General features: G+C 41.1%; 20 protein-coding genes, 3 tRNA genes, 3 rRNA genes and 2 pseudogenes. 20 read left to right on the plus strand and 8 right to left on the minus strand.

Annotated elements, in window-relative coordinates; translation table 11 throughout:
- Positions 1–33: 33 nt before the first annotated feature.
- Genes trkA through def form a run of 4 tightly spaced genes read right to left on the minus strand, consistent with a single transcriptional unit; the run spans position 34 to position 4,312 of the window.
- Positions 34–1,413, minus strand: a complete 1,380-nt coding sequence (trkA, locus tag DBO93_RS00065; RefSeq protein WP_108454511.1) for a Trk system potassium transporter TrkA — start codon at positions 1,411–1,413, stop codon at positions 34–36.
- Between the two features lie 12 nt (positions 1,414–1,425).
- Entirely contained in the window at positions 1,426–2,742 is a 1,317-nt protein-coding gene (rsmB, locus tag DBO93_RS00070; RefSeq protein ID WP_108454512.1) for a 16S rRNA (cytosine(967)-C(5))-methyltransferase RsmB, read from the minus strand.
- A gap of 2 nt (positions 2,743–2,744) precedes the next feature.
- Positions 2,745–3,746, minus strand: coding sequence for a methionyl-tRNA formyltransferase (fmt, locus tag DBO93_RS00075; RefSeq protein ID WP_108454513.1), 1,002 nt, complete (start codon positions 3,744–3,746; stop codon positions 2,745–2,747).
- Between the two features lie 50 nt (positions 3,747–3,796).
- A complete protein-coding gene (gene def / locus DBO93_RS00080; RefSeq protein ID WP_108454514.1) occupies positions 3,797–4,312 on the minus strand; it encodes a peptide deformylase in 516 nt (171 codons plus the stop codon).
- Positions 4,313–4,428: 116 nt separating this feature from the next.
- Here def and DBO93_RS00085 point away from each other — a divergent pair, with 116 nt between their 5' ends.
- The 4 genes from DBO93_RS00085 (at position 4,429) to DBO93_RS00100 (ending at position 7,828) form a co-directional block, all read left to right on the plus strand.
- Positions 4,429–5,517 carry a LysM domain-containing protein gene (locus DBO93_RS00085; RefSeq protein WP_108454515.1) on the plus strand — a complete coding sequence of 363 codons (1,089 nt, stop codon included), beginning with the start codon at positions 4,429–4,431 and terminating at the stop codon, positions 5,515–5,517.
- A gap of 32 nt (positions 5,518–5,549) precedes the next feature.
- Complete coding sequence (gene dprA, locus DBO93_RS00090; protein ID WP_239059044.1) at positions 5,550–6,683, plus strand: DNA-processing protein DprA; 1,134 nt, start codon at positions 5,550–5,552, stop codon at positions 6,681–6,683.
- Between the two features lie 2 nt (positions 6,684–6,685).
- Entirely contained in the window at positions 6,686–7,159 is a 474-nt protein-coding gene (locus DBO93_RS00095) for a DUF494 family protein (protein WP_108454516.1), read from the plus strand.
- Positions 7,160–7,252: 93 nt separating this feature from the next.
- Positions 7,253–7,828: a topoisomerase DNA-binding C4 zinc finger domain-containing protein gene (locus tag DBO93_RS00100; RefSeq protein ID WP_108454517.1), complete on the plus strand. Its 576-nt coding sequence runs from the start codon at positions 7,253–7,255 to the stop codon at positions 7,826–7,828.
- Between the two features lie 54 nt (positions 7,829–7,882).
- On the opposite strand, the gene DBO93_RS00105 is transcribed toward DBO93_RS00100, so the two are convergent.
- On the minus strand, positions 7,883–9,037 hold the full coding sequence (locus tag DBO93_RS00105; RefSeq protein WP_108454518.1) for a 5-(carboxyamino)imidazole ribonucleotide synthase: 1,155 nt from the start codon (positions 9,035–9,037) through the stop codon (positions 7,883–7,885).
- A 10-nt stretch (positions 9,038–9,047) separates the two neighbouring features.
- Entirely contained in the window at positions 9,048–9,530 is a 483-nt protein-coding gene (gene purE / locus DBO93_RS00110) for a 5-(carboxyamino)imidazole ribonucleotide mutase (RefSeq protein ID WP_108454519.1), read from the minus strand.
- A 470-nt stretch (positions 9,531–10,000) separates the two neighbouring features.
- On the opposite strand from purE, the pseudogene DBO93_RS19055 reads away from it, so the two are divergent.
- From DBO93_RS19055 to DBO93_RS00140, 7 genes and pseudogenes are all read left to right on the plus strand, one after another.
- A pseudogene (locus tag DBO93_RS19055) lies at positions 10,001–11,148 on the plus strand (AMP-binding protein); the annotation flags it as partial.
- Positions 11,149–11,376: 228 nt separating this feature from the next.
- Positions 11,377–11,631, plus strand: a complete 255-nt coding sequence (locus tag DBO93_RS19165; protein WP_239059222.1) for a hypothetical protein — start codon at positions 11,377–11,379, stop codon at positions 11,629–11,631.
- 145 nt (positions 11,632–11,776) lie between these two features.
- Positions 11,777–12,321, plus strand: a pseudogene (locus tag DBO93_RS00120) (Sua5/YciO/YrdC/YwlC family protein).
- Positions 12,318–13,232 carry an oxygen-dependent coproporphyrinogen oxidase gene (gene hemF / locus DBO93_RS00125; RefSeq protein ID WP_108454520.1) on the plus strand — a complete coding sequence of 305 codons (915 nt, stop codon included), beginning with the start codon at positions 12,318–12,320 and terminating at the stop codon, positions 13,230–13,232. Before DBO93_RS00120 ends, hemF begins: the two are co-directional and overlap by 4 nt.
- A 210-nt stretch (positions 13,233–13,442) precedes the next feature.
- The gene (locus tag DBO93_RS00130; RefSeq protein WP_108454521.1) at positions 13,443–14,120 is read left to right on the plus strand and encodes an OmpW family outer membrane protein; all 678 of its coding nucleotides are present in this window, start codon (positions 13,443–13,445) and stop codon (positions 14,118–14,120) included.
- A gap of 106 nt (positions 14,121–14,226) precedes the next feature.
- Positions 14,227–15,039, plus strand: coding sequence for a shikimate dehydrogenase (aroE, locus tag DBO93_RS00135; RefSeq protein WP_108454522.1), 813 nt, complete (start codon positions 14,227–14,229; stop codon positions 15,037–15,039).
- A 24-nt stretch (positions 15,040–15,063) separates the two neighbouring features.
- A complete protein-coding gene (locus tag DBO93_RS00140) occupies positions 15,064–15,297 on the plus strand; it encodes a hypothetical protein (RefSeq protein ID WP_108454523.1) in 234 nt (77 codons plus the stop codon).
- 13 nt (positions 15,298–15,310) lie between these two features.
- Here the strand turns inward: DBO93_RS00140 and DBO93_RS00145 are convergent, their stop codons facing one another.
- Positions 15,311–15,850 carry a gamma carbonic anhydrase family protein gene (locus DBO93_RS00145; RefSeq protein WP_108454524.1) on the minus strand — a complete coding sequence of 180 codons (540 nt, stop codon included), beginning with the start codon at positions 15,848–15,850 and terminating at the stop codon, positions 15,311–15,313.
- Between the two features lie 792 nt (positions 15,851–16,642).
- On the opposite strand from DBO93_RS00145, the gene DBO93_RS00155 reads away from it, so the two are divergent.
- The 7 genes from DBO93_RS00155 to DBO93_RS00185 all read left to right on the plus strand — a co-directional run bounded on the left by DBO93_RS00155 (position 16,643) and on the right by DBO93_RS00185 (position 23,865).
- Positions 16,643–18,186: ribosomal RNA gene (locus tag DBO93_RS00155) — 16S ribosomal RNA — on the plus strand.
- Between the two features lie 122 nt (positions 18,187–18,308).
- Positions 18,309–18,385 (plus strand) — tRNA-Ile (locus DBO93_RS00160).
- Positions 18,386–18,501: 116 nt separating this feature from the next.
- A tRNA-Ala gene (locus DBO93_RS00165) sits at positions 18,502–18,577 on the plus strand.
- 408 nt (positions 18,578–18,985) lie between these two features.
- A 23S ribosomal RNA gene (locus DBO93_RS00170) occupies positions 18,986–21,877 on the plus strand.
- Between the two features lie 205 nt (positions 21,878–22,082).
- Positions 22,083–22,197, plus strand: a 5S ribosomal RNA gene (gene rrf / locus DBO93_RS00175).
- The 16S, 23S and 5S rRNA genes sit together here with 3 tRNA genes alongside, the layout of an rRNA operon.
- 43 nt (positions 22,198–22,240) lie before the next feature.
- Positions 22,241–22,325: transfer RNA gene (locus DBO93_RS00180), tRNA-Tyr, on the plus strand.
- 178 nt (positions 22,326–22,503) lie between these two features.
- The gene (locus DBO93_RS00185) at positions 22,504–23,865 is read left to right on the plus strand and encodes a DEAD/DEAH box helicase (RefSeq protein ID WP_108454526.1); all 1,362 of its coding nucleotides are present in this window, start codon (positions 22,504–22,506) and stop codon (positions 23,863–23,865) included.
- A 50-nt stretch (positions 23,866–23,915) separates the two neighbouring features.
- Here DBO93_RS00185 and DBO93_RS00190 read toward each other — a convergent pair whose 3' ends face one another.
- Complete coding sequence (locus DBO93_RS00190) at positions 23,916–24,359, minus strand: YaiI/YqxD family protein (protein ID WP_108454527.1); 444 nt, start codon at positions 24,357–24,359, stop codon at positions 23,916–23,918.
- Between the two features lie 118 nt (positions 24,360–24,477).
- Between DBO93_RS00190 and DBO93_RS00195 the strand changes: the two genes are divergently transcribed.
- Both DBO93_RS00195 and DBO93_RS00200 read left to right on the plus strand, forming a co-directional pair.
- Positions 24,478–24,954 (plus strand): acyl-CoA thioesterase, encoded by a 477-nt coding sequence (locus DBO93_RS00195; RefSeq protein ID WP_081150576.1) that lies wholly within the window; start codon positions 24,478–24,480, stop codon positions 24,952–24,954.
- A 67-nt stretch (positions 24,955–25,021) separates the two neighbouring features.
- Complete coding sequence (locus DBO93_RS00200; RefSeq protein WP_108457683.1) at positions 25,022–25,375, plus strand: DUF2750 domain-containing protein; 354 nt, start codon at positions 25,022–25,024, stop codon at positions 25,373–25,375.
- The last annotated feature ends 6 nt before the right edge of the window (positions 25,376–25,381 follow it).

Below are 25,381 nucleotides of genomic sequence, written 5' to 3' on the forward strand. Positions count from 1 at the left end.
TCATATTATTTGAATGTTTACTAGATGTGTAAATTAGAAAAACGTTATTGCATCTAATTGAAATAACGCTTCAACGTCGCTTATATAACGTTTGTTAACTAAGAACAATACCACATGATCTTCTGCTTGAATTCTAGTATCTGAATGCGCAATAAATACTTCATCGTCACGTACAATTGCGCCAATGGTAGTCCCTGGTGGTAACTTAATTTGTTGAATAGTTTTACCAACCACCTTTGATGACCTTTCATCACCCTTGGCGACGATTTCGATCGCTTCAGCCGCACCACCACGTAAACTATATACATTATCGATATTACCACGACGAACATGGGTCAATAGTGCTGATATTGTTGCATGTTGGGGAGAAACTGCAATATCGATGTTACTACCGTGTACTAAGTCAATATAAGCGCTGCGCTGGATTAACACCATGGCTTTGCGTACACCTAAACGTTTCGCTAATAACGAAGACATTATATTAGCTTCGTCATCGTTGGTTACGGCAATAAACACATCAAACTGATCAATATGTTCTTCCATTAGCAGTTCTTGATCAGACGAGTCGCCGGTAAAAACCAGGGTATCGTTCAACTCAGACGCTAAATAAGCTGCACGTTTAGCTGAATGCTCAATTAATTTAACTTGGTGATTTTTTTCTAATAGGCGAGCTAACCCAGAGCCGATATTACCACCGCCGGCGATCATGATTTTTTTGTAGGGTGCCTCTAGCTTTTGTAGCTCATTCATTACGGCGCGAATATGTATTGAGGCAGCAATAAAGAATACTTCATCGTCAGCTTCAATTACGGTAGTCCCTAATGGACGAATAGGCTTACCATTTCGATAAATGGCTGCAACCCGGGTATCAATATTCGGAATATGCTCACGCAAGGTGGAAAGGGCATGTCCTACTAATAAACCGCCGTAATAAGCTTTAACGGCAACCAAGCTAACTTTACCTTGAGCAAACTCTAATACTTGCAATGCGCCTGGGTAATCAATTAACCGAGCAATATCGCGCGTTACTAGCTGCTCTGGCGCAATAACATGGTCAACAGGAATATTTTTATTTTGAAATAGTTCATCTTGATACTTAAGGATTTTACTTGAACGAATACGTGCAATTTTATTGGCGGTATTAAATAGGGAATAACAAATTTGACAAGCAATCATGTTAATCGCGTCGTCGTTGGTTACGGCGACAACTAACTCAGCATCTTCAGCGCCAGCTTGCTTGAGTACATCAGGGTGAGAACCATGACCAACCACAACGCGCAAATCCATTTTGTCTTGTAATTCACGCAAGGTTTCGCTGTTGGTGTCGATTAACGTAATGTCGTTTTTTTCACCGACAAGGTTTTCCGCTAATGTGCCACCAACTTGTCCAGCACCAATAATTATAATTTTCATTTAAGATTGCTTTTATTGTTGTGTTTTAACTAATTTAGCGTAGTAAAAACCATCCATTGAATTTTCGCTGGTCAGTATTTGCCAGCCAATATCGTCGGTGTTTTGGGTAATTGATATATGTTTTGCATCAGGATTTTCATCAACAAAACGTTGAACTTGCTGACTATTCTCTTCAGGCAATACACTACATGTTGCATATAGCAAAGTACCACCGGGTTTCAGCAAAGACCATACATTTTTTAATATATCTTGCTGTAAGTCAGTTAATACATCGATGTCTTGGCTTTTACGCAACCACTTTATATCAGGGTGACGTCGAATGACACCTGTGCCAGAACAAGGGGCATCTAATAAAATTCGGTCAAATAATTGTCCATCCCACCATTTTTCAGGTGTTGCTGCATCGCCGGCAATAACATTTGCTTGCAGATTAAGGCGCTCAAGATTCTCATGCACTCGCAGTAAACGAGTTGCTTCAATATCTAAGGCAGTCATGGCTTTAATTTTTGGACTATATTCGAGAATATGGCAAGTTTTACCACCGGGTGCTGCACAGCAATCGAGTACGTTATCATCAGGTTGGCAATCAAGTAGAATTGCAGCTTGTTGTGCGGCTCCATCTTGAATTGATACCCAACCGAGTTGAAATCCAGGAAGCTTGTTTACGTCAACAGCTTCAATTAAGCGAATGGCAGATGAAGTTTTATCAATATAGGCAAATTCAATGCCGGCTGCTGCTAATAGGGTTAAATATTGCTCAAGACTATGGTGAAGCGAATTTACTCGCAACCACATTGGTGGTCTTTCCATATTCGCGATGAGAATAGCTTGCCAACTGTCAGGGTAGCTAGTTTGTAATTTTTTAATAAACCAAGACGGATGATTATATGCGATAGCGGCAGGTAGCTTAGTATTATCAGGCTGAGTATTACTTTCAACCAATTGAGCTTGCTGGCGTTGAAAGTTTCTTAATATACCATTAATAACACCTTTCAAATGTTCACACTTTAAAGGCTTGCAGGCAGAAACTGTTTCGTTAAAAGCGGCGTGATCTGGAATACGGGTATATTTTATCTGATAAATGCCAACCAATAATAAGAAATGCCCCACACGCTGTTTGCCAGTTAATGGCTTTTTAATAAAGTCACGTACATCATGTTCAAGTTCTGGTAAGTACCTTAAAACGCCATAACAAAGTTCTTGTAGTAGCCCTTTATCTTTTAGGTCTATTTTTGCAATTTGTTGTGGTAGTTCATCTGACAAGCTACGACCTTTATCAACAACAGCAAAGGTGCAACGGGCAGCGAGGGCTCTAAGATTAGCGGCCATAATTAAGTTAACCCTTGTTGAGGTGACGTGGAACCATTGATTAATTGGCCTTTGGCAAACCACAGGGCTTTACCATTAAGTATATCGGCTACGGCTAATGCTTTTTTGCCCGGCAGTTGTAATGTTTCGAGCCTAAGCGCATTGGTCGTTGTGGCAACGACAATGCCTTGTTTATCGCAGCTAATAATCGTTCCAGGTGTTTGTTTGTGATCAAGCGTTATAACACTGGCTTGTAATACACGAATACGATGTTCATTATCGTTTTCGTGAAAAGTAAACTGAGCGACAGGCCATGGAATATATGCCCTTATTGTACGATCAAGTACTGCAGCAGGTTGTTGCCAGTTTATCTCAGCGTCTGCTTTATCAAGCTTGGCGGCATGGGTAGCTTGGGTATTATCTTGAGGCTGGCGTTTATACTGACCTGAAGCCATAAGCGTTAATGTTTCTAATAAAGCTGTTGGACCAAGCGCTGCTAATTTGCTGTATAAACTTGCGCTAGTGTCAGTTGATGTAATGTCGCAGGTAGCGGTTAAGATCATATCACCAGTATCTAGGCCTTTATCCATTTGCATTATGGTAACGCCCGTTTGTGGATCGCCAGCTTCTAAAGCACGTTGAATGGGCGCTGCACCACGCCATTTTGGTAGAATAGAGCCGTGAACATTAATACAACCTAATCTTGGTGTTTCTAAAATTACTGTTGGCAGCAGTAAACCATAAGCCACCACAACCATAACATCTGCTTGGTAACTGGTTAGGGTTAGTTGTGACTCTAAAGATTTAAAGTTTTCAGGCTGCTGAACAGGGATATTATTTTCTAACGCTAATAACTTAGTGGCACAAGCCGTGAGCTTTTTACCACGCCCGGCAGGTTTGTCAGGAGGGCAATAAACCGCAACAACATTGTGTTGTGATTGCAAAAGTGCTGCGAGGTGTTGCGCAGCAAAATCTGGTGTGCCAGCAAAAATAATATTTAATGGTTGTGTTAAGTCGTTGGACAAAGGTATTTCCAAAATGCAATTGAATTAAATTGTTCTACGTTTGAAAAAGATTAAGCGTTTGCTTTATCTATGCGTGCTTCTTTTTCTAGTTTTTTCTTAATACGTTGGCGTTTTAGTGGCGATAAGTAGTCAACAAATAAAATACCATCAAGATGATCGAGTTCATGTTGAATACAAATAGCTAATAGTTCTTCTCCGTCTAAGGAAAATTCTTTGCCATTTTCATCGAGCGCGGTTACGGTCACGGCAACACTTCGGTCAACTTTTGCATAACAGCCAGGTACAGATAAACAGCCTTCTTCATTAATAAGCGTATCGTCACTTTTACGTGTGATAATAGGATTTATTAAGACATAAGGATGTTCTTTGTTTTCAGAAACGTCCATAACGACAATTCGTTGGTGTATATCAACTTGAGTTGCTGCCAAACCGACACCATTTTCATCGTACATGGTTTCAAACATGTTGCTGATAATAGTGCGAATTTCATCATTAACTTCAGTTACAGGTTGTGCTTTGGTTCTTAATCTCTCATCAGGAAATCGTAATACAGGTAAAATAGCCATAATTTATCAAAAGAGTTCGCGAAATATCGCATAGAGTGTTATGTTTCAATTTTAGCCATTAATTATAATTAATCATAGTGGTTTAGGATAAAACCTATAATAATAGGCAGATTAACATGCTAATAAGAATATTTTCGTTGATACTTGGCTTAACTTTGTCATTATCTTTACTGGCTGATGAGTTAACAATTAAGTCAGATGCCCCTAAATCTTATGTCGTTAAGAAAGGGGATACCTTATGGGAAATATCCGGTATATTTCTCAATCAACCTTGGTTGTGGCCTAAATTATGGCGCCTTAACCCAGAAATCAATAATCCCCATTTAATTTATCCTGGTGATGAATTACGCCTAGTTTTTGACGAACAAGGCCAACCTATGTTGGTTAAAGGTAAACCTGAACTTAAATGGTCGCCTAAAATTCGTAAACAATTAAAAGATCAAAACCCAGTGAGTACGTTACCGTTGCACGCTATTGCACCTTATATTCGCTACGACAGTGTAAAAAGTGCAGCTGAATTAGAAGGACTTCCTCGCATTATTGGTAGTGATGAAGGCTACAAATCTAGTATCGACGGTTTGAAAGTTTATATTAATAGTGACCTGACCATAGGTCAAAGCTATGGCGTATATCATAAAGGTGATGCCATTGTTGACCCTAAAACCAATGAAAACCTTGGATATAACATTAGACTTGTTGGCACCGGTAAAGCAACACACACTGGTGATATGAGTAAAATGCAACCTAGTACCATTTATATTGATGGTGCAAAACGTGAAATTCGTTCTGGTGCTTTTGTTATCCCAGTAAATGAAGGTCAACAATATCCTTCTATTTTCACTATGCGTGCAGCATCACAAACCTTAGAAGGGCTTATTGTAAGCTCTGTTGCTAAGTTACGTGAATTTGCAAAATTTGATGTCGTAATGATTAATAAAGGCAGTAGCCAAGACATGCAAGTTGGTGATGTGCTTACTGTGAAGCGTAAAAGTCCTGCAGTAGTTGAAACAGATAGTGGTCCACAATACACTAAAGATACTTCACGCTGGAACAAGTTAGCCAGCGACAATTTGTCAGATTACGATATGCCTGCAGAATCTATTGGGCAAGTTATGGTATTTAGAGTTTATGATAAGGTCAGTATGGCGCTAATCTTAAACTCTGAAAAACCACTTCGTGTGCTTGATGGAGTTGCCGCGCCGTAACCTTTGAGTTAGCCACTCTTAAGGAGAAGCAAGTGGCAAATAATATTAATAGCAGTGAAGCATTAACATCAACACATTACTGGCTAGCCGTGAAAGCAATTCCACGGTTAGCCAGCCATAAAAAAATTGCCTTAGTTGAAAAATATGGTCTAACGGCTTTGTTTTCAGTATCGACTGATTTAACTAAGTCAGGTTTAACCAGTAATCAGCAACTCGCTATATCATCACCTGATTGGCAAACATTCTCAAAAATAATCACTGATTCACATCAATGCCAAAGTCAAATTGTGACCTTTGACTCACCCGCATATCCTCTATTATTAAAAGAAATTTACGATCCTCCCATCGTGTTTTTTATTCGTGGCAATATTGATTTATTGTCATTGCCTAAAATGGCTATTGTGGGCAGTCGCAATGCAACCGTGTCAGGCCGTGAAATAGCCTACAAATTAGCAGGAGAGTTATCTGAACAGTTTGTTGTAACCAGTGGTATGGCTTTAGGTATAGACGCACAGGCACATTTAGGCGCATTGAATAATAAAGGTTTTACTATTGCCGTTGTAGCGACCGGTTTAGATATAACGTATCCGGCTCGACATAAAGTTTTACAAAAAAACATTATTGAAAATAATGGTCTAATTATTAGTGAATTCCCCCCTGGTGTAGCGCCAAAGGCAGGGCACTTTCCAAAACGAAACCGTTTAATTAGCGGTTTAAGTTTGGGGGTTGTTGTGGTTGAGGCGTCACTAAAAAGTGGCTCTTTAATCTCAGCGCGTTGTGCATTAGAGCAAGGTAGAGAAGTATTTGCCGTACCCAGTTCAATTTATAATATACAAGCCAAAGGCTGTCATTGGTTAATTAAACAAGGTGCTAAACTTGTAGAGGACATTGCCGATATAGTAGAAGAGTTTGATGATATTGAATCAGAAGATTTAAACTTAAGTAGAAACAAAGAGAAAGATAATCCGACAGAAAAAATAGAAGAACAAGACTTGTGTAACGATTCAATGTTAGCTAGTGTGGGATATGAAATTACACCTGTAGATTTGGTGGTTTCACGATGTAAACTACCTATCGATGTAGTGCTAACACGTTTAACAGTGCTTGAACTTAGGGGACTGGTATCTGCTGTACCAGGGGGTTACCTTAAATTAAATAGGGGCTAGTTATGTTTGATATCTTGATGTACCTTTTTGAAAATTATATTCATAGTGAAGCTGAAGTGATGGTGGATCATGAATTACTTACGGATGAATTAACTCGTGCTGGTTTTCACCAAGATGAAATTTATAAAGCACTGGCTTGGCTAGAGAAACTTGCTGCCTTGCAAGATACCGAGACTTATCCTTATTTAACAAGAGTAGGTAATAAATCTATTCGGATTTATACCTCACAAGAATGCCAAATTCTAGATGTAGAGTGCCGTGGCTTTTTGATGTTTTTAGAGCAGGTAAATTTATTAGACTTTATCACTCGTGAAATGGTTATTGATCGGGTGATGGAGTTAGATACTCAGTTCTTTTGTATTGATGATTTAAAGTGGGTTGTATTGATGGTGCTATTTAATGTGCCAGGTAAAGAAAATGCCTACTCTCAAATGGAAGACCTTATTTTTGATGAACAAGAAGGGCCTTTACACTAACGCTTTTCTCATGCGTAATTTGTTGGAAAATTACGCTACAGTTCATGTCATAAAATATGACATAATAGCGATCTAATTTTTTAGGTGTCTATTATGTCAAATCCCGAAAAACCATTATTTTCACGTCATGAACATGCCTTAGAAAAAGCCAATGAAGTCTGCCCTGATTGCGGCGCTAAACTTGTTATTAAACACAGTAAGTCAGGTTCTTTTTTTGGTTGTGTTACTTACCCTGAGTGTCAACATACTCGAGCTGTTGTAGAACATGAACGCGTTGACGACAAAATATTAGTAGGTAGTGAATGCCCTGAATGCAGTAGTGAACTTGCCGTTAAGCAAGGCCGCTATGGTATGTTTATCGGCTGTACAAACTACCCAGAATGTCACCACATTGTTGCACAAGATAACAATGAACTCGAACAACAAAACGTTACTTGCCCACACTGTAAAAAAGGCAACCTACAGTCAAAAGTCAGCCGTTTTGGCAAAACATTCTATTCTTGCGATCACTATCCAAAATGTAAATTTGTCGTCAATCATGAACCCGTTATGGGTGAATGCGAAAAGTGTGGTTTTGGTTTGTTATTGAAAAGGCAAATGGCGGCAGGAGAAAAACTCCAATGTGCGTCTAAACCTTGTAGTCATTTTCAGAAAAACGAATCTGTTTGATATAAAAAAACCAGCAACTTGCTGGTTTTAGTAAAGCATAGTCTTTAAGACAATTTAACTTAGTTTGTTTTTGAAACCAGTAACATAAGGTTTAAGCTCTTCAAATGCCGCTTCAGGTAAAATATCCGCTAATAGGCTTAATCGCTCAGCTAATTGTTTTTCAGAATTGCCAGAGACATTAATATGGCCCATTTTTCGGCCAGCGCGTTTACTTTTCCCATACCAATGCAAAGTAGTACTGGCGACATTCAAGATAGCATTAGGTACTTCATCTTCACCCAGTATATTGATCATAGCTGAAGGACGAATTAACTCGGTACTACCTAAGGGTAAGTCGCAAACCGCACGTAAATGGTTTTCAAACTGACAAGTATCTGCACCTTGTTGTGTCCAGTGTCCTGAGTTGTGAACCCGTGGGGCAATTTCATTCACCAGTAATTGTTCATCAATTTGAAAAAATTCTATGGCTAACACACCAACATAATTTAACTCATTGGCGATACTATCAAATACTTGCTTAGCTTGTGCTTGTAGAGTTTCATTTACTTGCGTTGCAATCGATACACTTAAAACACCATTGGTGTGATGGTTTTCGGTTAACGGATAAACTACGGTATTACCTTGGCTATCACGAGCACCCACTAGAGAAACTTCTCTATCGAAAGGGACCATTTGTTCAGCTACAACCGCGTGTTGAACACCTTGTTCACCGCCATCAAAAAAAGCTTTAATATCTAGCCAAGTTTCATCTGCTTTGGCTTTATCTTTTAATCTCCACTGACCTTTACCGTCATACCCGGCTAAAGCACTCTTTAAAATTAGCGGAAAAGACAAGTGAGCTAACGCTTGGTCAAAGTCTGCTTTTGTTGCAATAATTTGGTGTTTAGCATTGGCAATATTACATTTTACTAGCAGGTCTTTTTCTAACCTTCTATCTCCACCAACTTTAATCGCTTGGCTTGACGGGCGAAGCTTTCCTGATGCTTGGCACAATGCAAGGGTTTGGTGATCTATGTGCTCAAATTCAGCGGTAATAAAATCTGCGAACTCAATGCCTTGCGTTAAGTTACCAAAAATAATATTTGTTGAAAGCGGGTCAACTACATTACCTGAGCCAACATCGAAAGCGCGTATATTAATATTTAAAGGCTTAACAGCTAATGCCATCATACGAGCAAGTTGTCCTGCACCTAATACTAAAACATTCATTGAACTAGCCTTATTCAGCAGGGTTTGGATTATCAAGAATTGTTTGTGTTTGTTCAGTTCTAAATTTTTCAACCGCGGCTTGTACTGTCGGGTCGAAGGTACCAATAATCTGTGCGGCTAGTAAACCTGCATTTGCAGCACCGGCAGTACCAATAGCTAGTGTACCAACAGCAATGCCTTTAGGCATTTGTACAATAGAGAGCAGAGAATCTTGACCACTTAACGCTTTTGATTGAACTGGAACACCTAACACCGGCAAACTCGTATAAGCAGCTGTCATACCTGGTAAATGTGCAGCGCCACCAGCGCCACCTATAATAACTGTAATGCCTCTATCTCTAGCGCTTTCTGCATATTCAGCTAATAAGTGTGGTGTTCTGTGTGCTGAAACAACTTTGGTTTCATAAGGAACATTAAATAAATCTAACATTTGCGCAGCATGCTGCATGGTTGGCCAGTCTGATTTTGAGCCCATAATAATTCCAACTTTCATACGCGATGTGCCTTTTGATAATGTGATTAGAGACCTAACGTTATAGCGAGCAGACTGGCTTTAGCATTAGGTGAAATTTAATGGCAGATTATACCGCGTTTATAAATTTTCTGAAACGGGAAATCTATTTCGATTATTTTGAATAAATAATACTTTATTTATTCTCATGTTGATAATGTTGAGAGCCTCGTAATCAAAACGATAAAGGTTTACTCTTTAGATGCAACATGGCTGATTAAACTAACCCTACAGTGGGAGATATAGCATTTTATAAGGGCAGCCTTTAAATGTTTAACCACACTTTATTCTGAAATATTAAGTCGAGACGTTATAGACCAAAGGATGATTTTTTATTTTGATTTTCAGCGTATGATTATTTTATTTAAAATGCAAAGTGTCGCTAAAATTTATAGCAGAAGCGGATTATGTGTTTGTTCATTGTGCTTTAGCCACAAGTAAAGAGGACGCTCATGAGTAATATTTACAATCAAGGCTTGGATAAAGTCGCAGCGAACAGTCAACCACTGACACCGATTAACTTTTTAAATCGAACAGCTGATGTTTATCCTGACAAAGTAGCAATTATCCACGGTAAGCAAAAAATCACTTATCAGCAATATCGTAAAAATGTTCGTAGATTAGCATCAAGCCTGATTAAGCTTGGTGTTAAGCCCGGACAAACCGTTAGCATTATGGCGGCAAATATTCCGGAATTTCTCGATGCTCATTTTGCTGTGCCACAAATAGGCGCGGTGCTTAATGCTATTAATATACGTCTCGACGCACACAATATTGCTTTCATATTAGATCATGGCGAATGTGACGTGTTGCTAACCGATACCGCTTTTTCATCTGTGGTTAAAGAAGCACTCGCTATTTCAACGCGCAAACCACTGATTATTGATATTGATGATAGTGAAGGCCCTGGTGGAGAAAAAATTGGCACCATGGATTATCAAGAGTTATTAGCGCAAGGTGATGAAAACTTTTCACAATCTTTCGTACAGGATGAATGGCAAGCATTAGCATTAAATTATACTTCCGGAACTACCGGGAACCCCAAAGGAGTAGTGTATTCACATCGCGGTGCATACCTTAACTCTATAGGTCATAATTTTATTTGGCCAACCAATAATAAAACCAACTACCTTTGGACCTTGCCAATGTTTCACTGCAATGGTTGGTGTTTTCCGTGGACTATTGTGGCAGTAGGGGCACGCAAATTTGTTTAAGGCAAGTCGAAGTAGGCGCTATTGTGAATGCGATGATCGATCATAAGGTAAGCCACTTTTGTGGTGCACCTATTGTGCTTAATATGATCTTAAATGCAGATGAAGAATTACTAGCGAAATTACCCAAAAATATTAAAGCGATGACTGCTGGCGCACCACCACCTGCAGCGGTAATAAAAGGTATCGAAAACCTCGGTATTGAAATAACACAAAGCTATGGTTTGACAGAAGTTTACGGTCCTTGTGTCGTGAGTGAATGGAAAGATGAATGGAATGACAAAAGCCCTGATGAACGAGCAGCATTAAAAGCACGTCAAGGTGTGCGTTATCCGACTCAAGAAGATGTTGACGTACTCGACCCAGACACCATGCAACCTGTTCCTGCTGATGGTGAAACTATGGGTGAAATAATGTTTCGTGGTAATACCACCATGAAAGGTTACTTAAAAAACCCAACAACAACGGACGAAGCTTTTGCTAATGGATGGTTTCATTCTGGCGATTTAGCGGTGAAGCACCCCGATGGCTATATAGAAATTCGCGACCGCTCTAAAGATATTATAATCTCGGGTGGTGAAAATATTTCATCGGTTGAAATAGAAGGCGTGCTTTATATGCATCCCGCTATTTTAGAAGCAGCTGTTGTAGCTAAAAAAGATGAAAAGTGGGGCGAAACCCCTTGTGCTTTCGTTGGATTAAAGCCAGGTCAAACATTAACCGAACAAGAAGTTATACAACACTGTCGTGAGCATATGGCAGGCTTTAAAGTGCCTAAAACCATCGTTTTTAGTGACCTACCTAAAACATCTACCGGTAAGGTACAGAAGTTTGTATTACGACAGCAGGTTAAAGCGTTGTCTGAGGCTTAAGCTAACCCAAAAGCAAAGTTGAACATCGTAACGGTAAGCGTTTTATTAACGCTTACCGTTTTTTTATAGCTAAGCATGTAGTTTATGCATAAAAAAAGTATAATCACGGTTAATTAATCTTTACTTAACTTACATAATAAAACCAATGGCTACAGCATTAGAAACATTTCAAGAGGGTGGCGTTTTAGCTTATCCGACCGAATCCGTATTTGGTTTAGGTTGTGATCCGGATAACGACGAGGCAATTGAAAAATTGTTGTCGATTAAATCACGTTCAGCAGATAAAGGTTTAATTCTACTTGCCGGTAACTACTCTCAGCTTTTACCTTATATAGATGACAGTAAAATACCACAAGATAAACGCTATGCTGTGTTATCACGTTGGCCTGACGGTATTACACAGTTAGTCGCTAAAAATGCGAATATTTCGGCGCTATTAACAGGGCGATTTGACACGATTGCTGTGCGAGTTACCAGTCAACCAGACGTTGTTGCGCTTTGTTTAGCTACTAACAAACCCATTGTTTCTACCAGTGCTAACTTAAGTGGGCAGCCCCAGCTAAAACGTGGCAAGATATTCCAAGTGACCTCGCTGATAAAATTGATTTTATTATTAAAGGTAAAACCTTAGGCTTTGAACAGCCTTCTACTATTATAGATGCATTATCTGGAGATATTATTCGCTCATGAGCACTGTAAATATCAATGTTGTAATTGAATTTCTAAAGTCCTTACAGGACCAAATTTGTGCTTCTTTAGAAGCCGCTGATGGAAGCGGTAAGTTTATTGAAGATAACTGGGTGCGTGCAGAAGGTGGTGGCGGTAGAACTCGTGTACTAACTAACGGCACTGTTATTGAGCAAGGTGGCGTAAACTTCTCCGTGGTTTCTGGTGATAAATTACCACCATCAGCAACGGCGCATCGTCCAGAATTGGCTGGTCGTAAATGGCAAGCTTGTGGCGTTTCATTAGTTATTCACCCTAAAAACCCTTTTATTCCAACATCTCATGCTAATGTGAGGTTTTTTATTGCGGAAAAAGAAGGCGAAGCTCCGGTATGGTGGTTTGGTGGCGGTTTTGACCTCACACCCTTTTATCCGTTCAAAGAAGATGTTGTGCATTGGCATCAAACAGCCAAAGATATCTGCCAACCTTTTGGTGATGATGTTTATCCAGAATATAAAAAGTGGTGCGATGAATACTTTTATTTAAAACATAGAGACGAAACACGTGGTGTTGGTGGTCTATTTTTCGATGATCTTAATAAATGGGACTTTGAACAATGCTTTGATTATATCAAAGCGGTTGGTACTGGTTTTATTGATGCTTATGTACCCTTGATGGAAAAGAGAAAAAACACACCATTTGATGAGAATAACCGTCAATTTCAGCTTTATCGTCGTGGTCGCTATGTCGAATTTAATTTAGTTTTCGACCGTGGTACTTTGTTCGGTTTGCAATCAGGCGGTAGAACAGAATCAATTTTAATGTCGATGCCACCTTTAGCGCGTTGGGAATATAATTTTCAAGCCGATCCAAATAGTCCAGAAGCTGCACTACAACATTACTTAGTGCCACAAGACTGGTTACATTCAGCTTAACAACCCACCTTAAAGCCCAAGTAGCATAACAGCTATTTGGGCTTTAAAAATATCGAGTTACTGTTTTATACTTATTGAAAAATTCATCCCAGTTTTATTCAGGTTTTAAACAAACCTTGTGCCAGATCAAATTATCAAAAATCGAGTCAGCGTAAAATTACCTTAATGAACCAACAGTTTATTTTCATCTTTACAAAAGGTAATGCTTTCATGAAAACTTCAATAATTAAGGGATTAATTCTCTCAGCAATAACACTTTCACCACTAGCGATTGCTAATCAAGCAGGTGACTTTCTTGTTCGTGGTGGTGCAACATTGATTAACCCTGACAATAGTAAATCAAATATTATGTTAGGCGGTGCTGACTCAACAATGACCCTAACAAATGGCAATAACACACAATTAGGGCTTAACCTTGTCTACTTTTTCGATAGTAACTGGGCAATCGAGCTTTTAGCGGCCACTCCTTTTAGTCATGATATTACTATTCAAGATAAAAATTCAGTGCTTGGCGTTAATGGTGAAAATTTAGGACAAGTAAAGCATTTGCCACCGACACTCAGCGCGCTCTATTACTTTGAAAATAACTCGGCGTTAAAACCATATGCAGGTATCGGTTTAAACTACACAGTTTTCTTTGATGAGGGATTTTCAACAGGGCCCAAGTCATTAGGATTAAGTAATCTAGCATTAGACGACTCGTTCGGTTTATCCGTTCAACTTGGCGCAGATTATCAGCTAGATGAAAAATGGTCTTTGAATGCGTCTATTCGATATATCGATATTGATACTCAAGCAACCTTTGACGTGGCTGGTAACAGTATTGGCAAAGCAGATATTAGCATCGATCCTATGGTTTATTCCTTGATGTTAGGCTATAAGTTTTAAATTAAACAAAATTGTTATAAAAAGCAGTAACTGTGTTGCTGCTTTTATGTTCCTATCTTTTCATAACTGCGTTAACCTTAGGTTAAACACTTAAGCTAGAAACCTCATGGATCAATATCGTGTATTTGGCAATCCAATTGCCCAATCTAAATCACCCTTTATACATCAAAAATTTGCCGCACAATCTAAGCTCATAATAAACTACCAGAGCGAATTAGTTACATTAGGGCAATTCGAAGTGGCCGTTAATAACCTGATTGCAAATAACGGTAAAGGTGCCAATGTTACAGCGCCTTTCAAAGAACAAGCATTTGCAATGTGTGATGAACTTAGCGAAAAAGCCAAATTAGCTGGCGCTGTTAATACTTTAATTTTTACCGATGGTGTTATCTATGGCGATACGACAGACGGAATAGGTTTAGTTAGCGATTTACTTAGGCACCAAGTGACCTTAAAAAATAGTAATATTTTATTGTTAGGTGCTGGCGGTGCTGCCAAAGGAGTTGTACAAGCCTTATTCGAACAATCGCCTAAATCATTAACCATTGCCAATAGAACATTAAGCAAAGCTCAAGCTATTGCAGAGCAATACCCTAATAATGCGATTAAAGCGATCACGTTTGCTGATACTGAAGAATTAACCTTTGATGTTATTATAAATGCAACCTCGGCGGGTTTATCGGGTGACAGCTTGCCTATATCAAATAAAACCATCCAACATGCAAATACCTGTTACGACATGGTCTATGGCAAAGAACCTACAGCATTTCTAAAACAAGCAAAATTACTCGGTGTTGAACATATTATCGATGGCTTGGGTATGTTAGTAGGGCAAGCAGCTGCAAGCTTTCAGTTATGGACAGAAGTGAACCCCGATGTCGAACCTGTACTGCACTCGTTAAGAGAACAATTGCTATAACGGCATAAAAAGAGAAATAACGATATGAACCAAGCTATTATATTTAACGATGATTTACATTTTGATAAGGCGCATGACGCTTGGTCTTTTACTGGACAACTGTCAGGACAGAGGATAACGATATATTTTCATTCAATGCAATTAAAGCAGTTAGCAGAAATAACTAACTGCACAAAATATGATTTAGAAGAGGTCACCGAACTCTGGCTCGAGAAAAATGAGCCAGAAGGTGATGAAATACATATTGAAATGAAGTAAATAATATCGCTCACTAGCTATTAGCTAAATACTCAGCCTTTAATTCTACATAGTTAATGGCTGACTGCTTTAGAAAGTTAGCTTCACTTTCTTTCAACTCTCTAGCCTGCTTAACAGGGTTACCCACATATAAGTAACCACTTTTTAATGTTTTATTTGGTGGGACCAAACTACCAGCGCCTATGAACACATCGTCTTCTACAACTGCACCGTCCATAATAATAGCGCCCATGCCAACAAGAATTCGATCACCTAACACACAGCCGTGCAACATACACTTATGACCGACAGTAACATCGTCACCAATAATTAATGGATTGCCACTAGGGTTACCTGAACTTTTTCGGGTGACATGCAAAACGCTACCATCTTGTATGTTACTTCTCGCGCCGATAGTGATTTTATTTACATCACCTCTAGCCGCGACTAATGGCCAAACACTTGTATCATCACCTAAAGTAATGTCACCAACAAGCACAGCAGACTGATCAACATAAACAGCATTACCTAATGTAGGAGTAATACCACGATAGCTTCGGAAATTATTATGCATAAATATAAGACTTTTTAATGGTTGATTTAGATATATTAGCAAAAACCAGCCATGAAATAGCAATCTTCATATATATAGTTTTATTTAAGTAACTAAAGATAACGCCAAAGAGCACAATAATAGTAGCTAAGGTCGTGCAATTAATCAGCGTATCGAACATTAAAAACTCAACCACAGCAAGGGTTGTACAAATAAAAAGCAAACAAACATCTTTTCGCAATTTAATTGCATTTAGGTGTTGACGTGAGGTCAAAAATCTCTAAAATGCGCTCCAGTTCCAAGGGGTCACCCCAACGAACTGTTTTAATAAGTTATCTAGCACGGTTTAGGCTGATTTAGATAACTTAACGTTTTAAAGATAGGTTTTGAAAGTTTTAAAAACTTTTAAAATAAATTCAAATAAAACGTTGACATTAAAACTGAGTTGCGTAGAATGCGCATCTCGCTTCAGGCAAGGCCTGCAGCAACGAAGCAAAGCGAATGAGATTTTGTTTCGGTTAGTTTTTTACTTCGAGTATCGACTAACGTTCTTTAACAATTAGTTATCATGCAATTTGTGTGGACACTCACATTAACGTTGATTTTACATAGTTACCCTCGGGTAACAAAAAAACAGCTTAATATGATGTCACACAAAAAATAAGTATCATTTAGACTTTCGAGTTTAAATATACGTTTTATGTAGTTACTTTCTTCTTTAGTCGGATAGGAAGTAACACGACAGAATTCATTGAGCAGATGTCTTTTCTTAGTTAACTTTGGTTAGTTAAGGTGAGCATCACAAACGATTTTTAATTGAAGAGTTTGATCATGGCTCAGATTGAACGCTGGCGGCAGGCTTAACACATGCAAGTCGAGCGGAAACGAGAATAGCTTGCTATTCGGCGTCGAGCGGCGGACGGGTGAGTAATGCTTGGGAATATGCCTTTGAGTGGGGGACAACAGTTGGAAACGACTGCTAATACCGCATAACGTCTACGGACCAAAGGGGGGACGCTTCGGCACCTCTCGCTCATTGATTAGCCCAAGTGAGATTAGCTAGTTGGTAAGGTAATGGCTTACCAAGGCGACGATCTCTAGCTGGTTTGAGAGGATGATCAGCCACACTGGGACTGAGACACGGCCCAGACTCCTACGGGAGGCAGCAGTGGGGAATATTGCACAATGGGCGAAAGCCTGATGCAGCCATGCCGCGTGTGTGAAGAAGGCCTTCGGGTTGTAAAGCACTTTCAGCGAGGAGGAAAGGTTAGTAGTTAATAACTGCTAGCTGTGACGTTACTCGCAGAAGAAGCACCGGCTAACTTCGTGCCAGCAGCCGCGGTAATACGAGGGGTGCAAGCGTTAATCGGAATTACTGGGCGTAAAGCGTGCGTAGGTGGTTTGTTAAGCAAGATGTGAAAGCCCTGGGCTCAACCTGGGAACTGCATTTTGAACTGGCAAGCTAGAGTTTTGTAGAGGGTAGTGGAATTTCCAGTGTAGCGGTGAAATGCGTAGAGATTGGAAGGAACATCAGTGGCGAAGGCGGCTACCTGGACAAAGACTGACACTGAGGCACGAAAGCGTGGGGAGCAAACAGGATTAGATACCCTGGTAGTCCACGCCGTAAACGATGTCAACTAGCCGTCTGTAGACTTGATCTGTGGGTGGCGTAGCTAACGCGCTAAGTTGACCGCCTGGGGAGTACGGCCGCAAGGTTAAAACTCAAATGAATTGACGGGGGCCCGCACAAGCGGTGGAGCATGTGGTTTAATTCGATGCAACGCGAAGAACCTTACCATCCCTTGACATCCAGAGAAGAGACTAGAGATAGACTTGTGCCTTCGGGAACTCTGTGACAGGTGCTGCATGGCTGTCGTCAGCTCGTGTTGTGAAATGTTGGGTTAAGTCCCGCAACGAGCGCAACCCCTATCCTTATTTGCCAGCGCATAGTGGCGGGAACTCTAAGGAGACTGCCGGTGATAAACCGGAGGAAGGTGGGGACGACGTCAAGTCATCATGGCCCTTACGGGATGGGCTACACACGTGCTACAATGGCAAGTACAGAGGGCAGCAATACCGCGAGGTGGAGCGAATCCCACAAAGCTTGTCGTAGTCCGGATTGGAGTCTGCAACTCGACTCCATGAAGTCGGAATCGCTAGTAATCGTAGATCAGAATGCTACGGTGAATACGTTCCCGGGCCTTGTACACACCGCCCGTCACACCATGGGAGTGGGTTGCAAAAGAAGTGGCTAGTTTAACCCTTCGGGGAGGACGGTCACCACTTTGTGATTCATGACTGGGGTGAAGTCGTAACAAGGTAACCCTAGGGGAACCTGGGGTTGGATCACCTCCTTATCTTGAAGTAAAACAGCTTAATGGAAACCTCGGTTTCATGAGTGTCTACACAAATTACATGATAACAAATTAGAAGAAGTCCAAACATGCTAGCTTCGGACGTAAATTCTTGAAAGAGAAATAGGTCTGTAGCTCAGCTGGTTAGAGCGCACCCCTGATAAGGGTGAGGTCGGCAGTTCAAGTCTGCCCAGACCTACCAATTTTGTCCTCTATCGGCGTTGGTTCATCACTCGTGTAGAAAGCCTACACTTTGCGATAAACCGCCTTGATATAGAACAAAATATTACGTTTTGGCTAAAGTATGTTTCCCATTGCGGGGCTATAGCTCAGCTGGGAGAGCGCCTGCCTTGCACGCAGGAGGTCAGCAGTTCGATCCTGCTTAGCTCCACCACTTCTTCACTAAGAATTGAAAGACCAAACTTAAGTTACGCTTTGTTTAAGCTACTTTAAGTTTGGTTTTTAACCAAGTCACCACCGAATGCGTGTGAATGACAAGTTCTTTAACAATCTGGAAAGCTGATATAAATACCGGTATTTATATGGCAAACACGGTGTCGCGCTGTTGTTTGTAAATTATAAATACCAAGCTGTTGTTGACGGGAATATCGCCTGTTAATGATGGTGATTACGGTTCCTCCTCGGAAACGTAATCAACCCGGTAGTAAATTTACTTTTACGAGTTGAATTTATTACCACTCTTATTCAAGACACACTTTGTGTGCGTGAAAATGTCAGACTTTACAATTGAGCAGGTTTTGTCACCTGCTTGTACCAAATAGGAAACTACTTGGGGTTGTATGGTTAAGTGACTAAGCGTATGTGGTGGATGCCTTGGCAGTTAGAGGCGATGAAGGACGTGTTAATCTGCGAAAAGCTTTGGTGAGGTGATAAAAACCGTTATAGCCAAAGATGTCCGAATGGGGAAACCCACCCAAGGTAACTTGGGTATCATTAAGTGAATACATAGCTTAATGAGGCGAACCGGGAGAACTGAAACATCTAAGTACCCCGAGGAAAAGAAATCAACCGAGATTTCGTTAGTAGCGGCGAGCGAACGCGAATTAGCCCTTAAGTGGTTTGTAAGTTAGTGGAATCTACTGGAAAGTAGAGCGATACAGGGTGATAGCCCCGTACACGAAAATAAACTTATCATGAAATCGAGTAGGTCGGCACACGTGAAACGTTGACTGAACATGGGGGGACCATCCTCCAAGGCTAAATACTCCTAACTGACCGATAGTGAACCAGTACCGTGAGGGAAAGGCGAAAAGAACCCCTGTGAGGGGAGTGAAATAGAACCTGAAACCGCATACGTACAAGCAGTGAGAGCCGGATTTAGTCCGGTGATTGCGTACCTTTTGTATAATGGGTCAGCGACTTATATTCTGTAGCAAGGTTAACCGAATAGGGGAGCCGTAGCGAAAGCGAGTGTTAACTGCGCGTTTAGTTGCAGGGTATAGACCCGAAACCCGGCGATCTACCCATGGGCAGGTTGAAGGTTGAGTAACATCAACTGGAGGACCGAACACACGTATGTTGAAAAATGCGGTGATGACTTGTGGGTCGGAGTGAAAGGCTAATCAAGCCGGGAGATAGCTGGTTCTCCCCGAAATCTATTTAGGTAGAGCCTCGCACGAACACCATTGGGGGTAGAGCACTGTTAAGGCTAGGGGTCATCCCGACTTACCAACCCTTTGCAAACTCCGAATACCAATGAGTGATATGCGGGAGACACACTACGGGTGCTAACGTCCGTTGTGAAGAGGGAAACAACCCAGACCGCCAGCTAAGGTCCCAAAGTACTAGTTAAGTGGGAAACGATGTGGAAAGGCATAGACAGCTAGGAGGTTGGCTTAGAAGCAGCCATCCTTTAAAGAAAGCGTAATAGCTCACTAGTCGAGTCGGTCTGCGCGGAAGATGTAACGGGGCTAAACTAGTCACCGAAGCTGCGGATTTGTTCTTAGGAACAAGTGGTAGGGGAGCGTTCTGTAAGCCGTTGAAGGTGAGTTGTAAAGCTTGCTGGAGGTATCAGAAGTGCGAATGCTGACATGAGTAACGATAAGGGGAGTGAAAAACTCCCCCGCCGAAAGACCAAGGTTTCCTGTCCCATGTTAATCAGGGCAGGGTAAGTCGGCCCCTAAGGCGAGGCGGAAACGCGTAGTCGATGGGAAACAGATTAATATTTCTGTACTTCTATATATTGCGAAGGAGGGACGGAGTAGGCTAGGTGAGCACGGCGTTGGTAGTCCGTGTGAAAGTATGTAGGCGGTTGTCTTAGGTAAATCCGGGACTTCATTCAACGCTGAGATACGAGACGAGACTCTACGGAGTTGAAGTCATTGATGCCATGCTTCCAGGAAAAGCTTCTAAGCTTCAGATATATAGGAACCGTACCCCAAACCGACACAGGTGGTTAGGTAGAGAATACTAAGGCGCTTGAGAGAACTCGGGTGAAGGAACTAGGCAAAATAGTACCGTAACTTCGGGAGAAGGTACGCTCTCTCGTGTGAATCCCTTGCGGAGTAAGCACAGGAGAGTCGAAGTAACCAGGTGGCTGGAACTGTTTATTAAAAACACAGCACTGTGCAAAATCGAAAGATGACGTATACGGTGTGACGCCTGCCCGGTGCCGGAAGGTTAATTGATTGGGTTATCTTCGGAGAAGCTCATGATCGAAGCCCCGGTAAACGGCGGCCGTAACTATAACGGTCCTAAGGTAGCGAAATTCCTTGTCGGGTAAGTTCCGACCTGCACGAATGGCGTAATCATGGCCACACTGTCTCCACCCGAGACTCAGTGAAATTGAAATTGCGGTTAAGATGCCGTATACCCGCGGCTAGACGGAAAGACCCCGTGAACCTTTACTATAGCTTGACAGTGAACATTGCTCCTACATGTGTAGGATAGGTGGGAGGCTTTGAAACCGTGTCGCCAGATGCGGTGGAGCCAACCTTGAAATACCACCCTTGTATGCGTGATGTTCTAACCTAGGGCCCTTATCGGGCTTGGGGACACTGTCTGGTGGGTAGTTTGACTGGGGCGGTCTCCTCCTAAAGAGTAACGGAGGAGCACGAAGGTTGGCTAAGTACGGTCGGACATCGTACGGTTAGTGCAATGGCATAAGCCAGCTTAACTGCGAGACAGACACGTCGAGCAGGTACGAAAGTAGGTCATAGTGATCCGGTGGTTCTGTATGGAAGGGCCATCGCTCAACGGATAAAAGGTACTCCGGGGATAACAGGCTGATACCGCCCAAGAGTTCATATCGACGGCGGTGTTTGGCACCTCGATGTCGGCTCATCACATCCTGGGGCTGAAGTCGGTCCCAAGGGTATGGCTGTTCGCCATTTAAAGTGGTACGCGAGCTGGGTTTAGAACGTCGTGAGACAGTTCGGTCCCTATCTGCCGTGGGCGTTTGAGAATTGAAGAGGGCTGCTCCTAGTACGAGAGGACCGGAGTGGACGAACCGCTGGTGTTCGGGTTGTTATGCCAATAGCATTGCCCGGTAGCTACGTTCGGAACTGATAACCGCTGAAAGCATCTAAGCGGGAAGCAGGCTTTGAGATGAGTTCTCACTGGAGCTTTAAGCTCCCTAAAGGGTCGTTGGAGACTACAACGTTGATAGGTTGGGTGTGGAAGTGCTGCGAGGCATTGAGCTAACCAATACTAATTACCCGTGAGGCTTAACCATACAACACCCAAGTGGTTTTGTTGTATGAAGTTTGACAAAAAGTGTAGGAATACACGCATCACGCATGACAATTGTGTGAATAAGAGAAGCGTCGTTCTTTGGCATCCATGCCAACACGACATTAGTGCATCCGTGCACGTCAAAACGTATTTATTATCATTGAGACACGTCTTAATGAACGGCTTTCAAGATTGTACCCTTTTTGTCTAGCGACAATAGCGACATGGCCCCACCTGATCCCATTCCGAACTCAGAAGTGAAACGTGTTAGCGCCGATGGTAGTGTGGGAGTTCCCATGTGAGAGTAGGACATTGCTAGGCTTCTTTTCAGAATACCCAGCTTATGCTGGGTTTTCGACCCTGTGGAGGGGTTCCCGAGTGGCCAAAGGGATCAGACTGTAAATCTGACGGCTCAGCCTTCGGTGGTTCGAATCCACCTCCCTCCACCATCATTCTATAAACCCGTAACGAAAGTTACGGGTTTTTTTTGTTTATACCTAGAAATAAAATGTAGCTGTTAATTAATCTACTCGGCATAAGCTCTATCATTGCACTAAAGCCGTCTATAATGTATTCTCCACCGCTGTTTGACATTGGCTCAAACCATTAGTGAGAAGAGTATATTCTATGAGTTTTACCGAGTTAGGTTTATCTGCCCCAATACAAAAAGCTATTGCTGAGAAAGGTTATGATACACCATCACCTATACAAGCTCAGGCAATACCTGCTGTGCTTGCTGGCAAAGATGTTATGGCTGCAGCACAAACTGGCACAGGTAAAACAGCAGGCTTCACATTACCTATTCTTGAATTACTATCTCGTGGTGATAAAGCCCGTGCTAACCAAGCCCGAACTCTTATTATTACCCCTACTCGTGAGCTAGCTGCACAAATAGCTGAAAATGTAGAAATGTACGGTAAGCATTTGCCATTGAAATCTGCGGTAGTGTTTGGTGGTGTTAAAATTAATCCTCAAATGCAGCGTTTACGTGAAGGCGTTGATATTTTAGTTGCTACGCCGGGCCGACTATTAGATCTATATAATCAAAATGCTGTTCGCTTTAATCAATTAGAAATTTTAGTACTTGATGAAGCTGACAGAATGTTAGATATGGGTTTTCTTCGTGATATTAAGAAAATTTTATCATTGCTACCAAAAACGCGCCAAACGCTACTTTTCTCAGCAACGTTTTCTCCTGATATCCGTGAACTTGCAAAACGCATGGTTAATGACCCTGTAGAAATTTCAATTAGCCCAAAAAACACTACAGCTGAAAGAGTTGAACAATTGATTTACTCAGTTGATAAAAATAGAAAATCAGCCTTACTTACACACTTAATTCTAGAAAATGACTGGCAACAAGTTATCGTGTTTATGAAAACTAAACATGGTGCAAATAAATTAACTAAACAGCTAGATGCTGCAGGTATTCAAGCCGCCGCTATTCATGGTAATAAAAGCCAAGGCGCAAGAACTAAAGCGTTAGCACAATTTAAAGAAGGCAAAATTAGTGTCTTAGTGGCAACTGATATTGCTGCTCGCGGTATCGATATTGACCAATTACCACAAGTCGTAAATTTTGAGTTGCCTAATGTGCCTGAAGATTACGTTCACCGAATTGGTCGTACTGGTCGAGCAGGTTCTAGTGGTCATGCCGTATCATTAGTCTGTGCTGATGAAATAGATTTACTGAATGACGTTGAGCACGTAATACAAACACATATTCCAAGAGAAATTGTGCCAGGCTTTGAGCCAGTACATGCTTTGCCTGAATCTCGTAATTTACGCGCTTTAAAACCTAAAAAGCCAAGAAAGTTTAAATCTGAAGGTTCGGAACATAAAGATGGTCAACGTTCTGGTGATAATGCACGTGGTAATAAACCTACGGGTAAAAACCGACGTCATATTGGCAATAGCTCAGCAAGTAACCCTTATGGCAATAGCGAAAGTAAAAGTGGCAGTCGTCGTAGAATTAACCCGAGTAAGTAAAGTGAATACAACAGTTAATTAATATTTAACTGTTGTAGATTGCCAATAAATTATTGTTGAGCTAGCAACTTATCCAAGTTGTTAGCAAAAGCTTGTCGATCACTTTGGCTGATCGGCGGCGCACCACCTGTATCAATACCACTTGAACGTAATGTGTCCATAAAATCGCGCATATTAAGGCGTTGTCTAATATTGCTTTCAGTGTAGAGCTCGCCTCTAGGATTTAAGGCTAAACAACCTTTCTCAACAACTTCGGCAGCTAAGGGAATATCCGCGGTTATCACTAAATCATTTGGCGCGGCACGTTTAACAATTTCATCGTCAGCGACATCAAAGCCTGCTGTAACTTGAACAAAGCTAATGACCTTAGATGGCGGCACTTTTAAATAGTGATTTGCTAATAAAGTTGTGGTTGTTTGTGTACGTTCTGCGGCCCTGAATAATATCTCTTTAATCACAACGGGACAGGCATCTGCATCAACCCATATTTTCATGGTTTACCTATAAATTATAAATGATTTAACTAGTGGTAATGTAACGCTAAATGTCGTGTAATGTAAGTACTGCTAGCGTTAATCAACCATAATCAATTTACTATAACTAGGAAAAACCATGAATCAACCACAACGCGATATTACCTTAAGATTTTTAGCTGAACCACAAGATGTTAACTTTGGTGGTAAAGTTCACGGTGGTGCGGTAATGAAATGGATAGATTTAGCAGCGTATGCATGTGCAGCAGGTTGGAGCGGTCGTTATTGTGTTACGGCTTATGCTGGTGGTATTCGGTTCATAGCCCCAATTCATGTTGGTAGTTTAGTCGAAGTAGAAGCTAAGGTAATTTATACCGGTAACTCTTCAATGCATATAGCGCTAGAAGTTAATGCCTGTGATCCTAAGTCACTAAATCGTCGTTTAACAACCCATTGTATTGTGATCATGGTTGCCGTAGATCAAAACGGGCAGTCTGAACGTATTCCTGAGTGGATACCAAAAACTGACGCAGATATAAAACAACATGAAAGTGCAAAAAAATTAATGGAAATGCGCAAACAAATCGGCGAAGAGATGCAAATTTTTGTAGAATAGCGCCAATAAATAAAGTTGATCAGGATTACATGTGTTAGAGCCAGAAAAAATTAAACAAATATTGCAAATGGATGATGCACAACGTGCTGCTTACTTCATTAATGAAGCGGTTAGTCAAAATTCCTTGTGGATATTAACTGATGAGCATGGCTGTGTAATGCTAAACACTGAAGATGAAGATTGTGTTCCGGTTTGGCCTAATGAAGAGTTTGCCAAAGCTTGGGCAACTGATGAATGGCAAGCTTGTCAACCAGAAGCTATTTCTTTAAATAAATGGTTTAGTCGTTGGAGTACCGGATTAGCTGAGGATGAACTCGCTATTGTGGTATTTCCAAGTCAAGACGAGCAAGGTTTAGTTTTTTATCCTGATGAACTAGAGCATGAACTTAAACAAAAGCAACAATCGATTAAGAAGCGATAAATAGCC

It is taken from the genome of Colwellia sp. Arc7-D, assembly GCF_003061515.1.
GTDB lineage: Bacteria > Pseudomonadota > Gammaproteobacteria > Enterobacterales > Alteromonadaceae > Cognaticolwellia.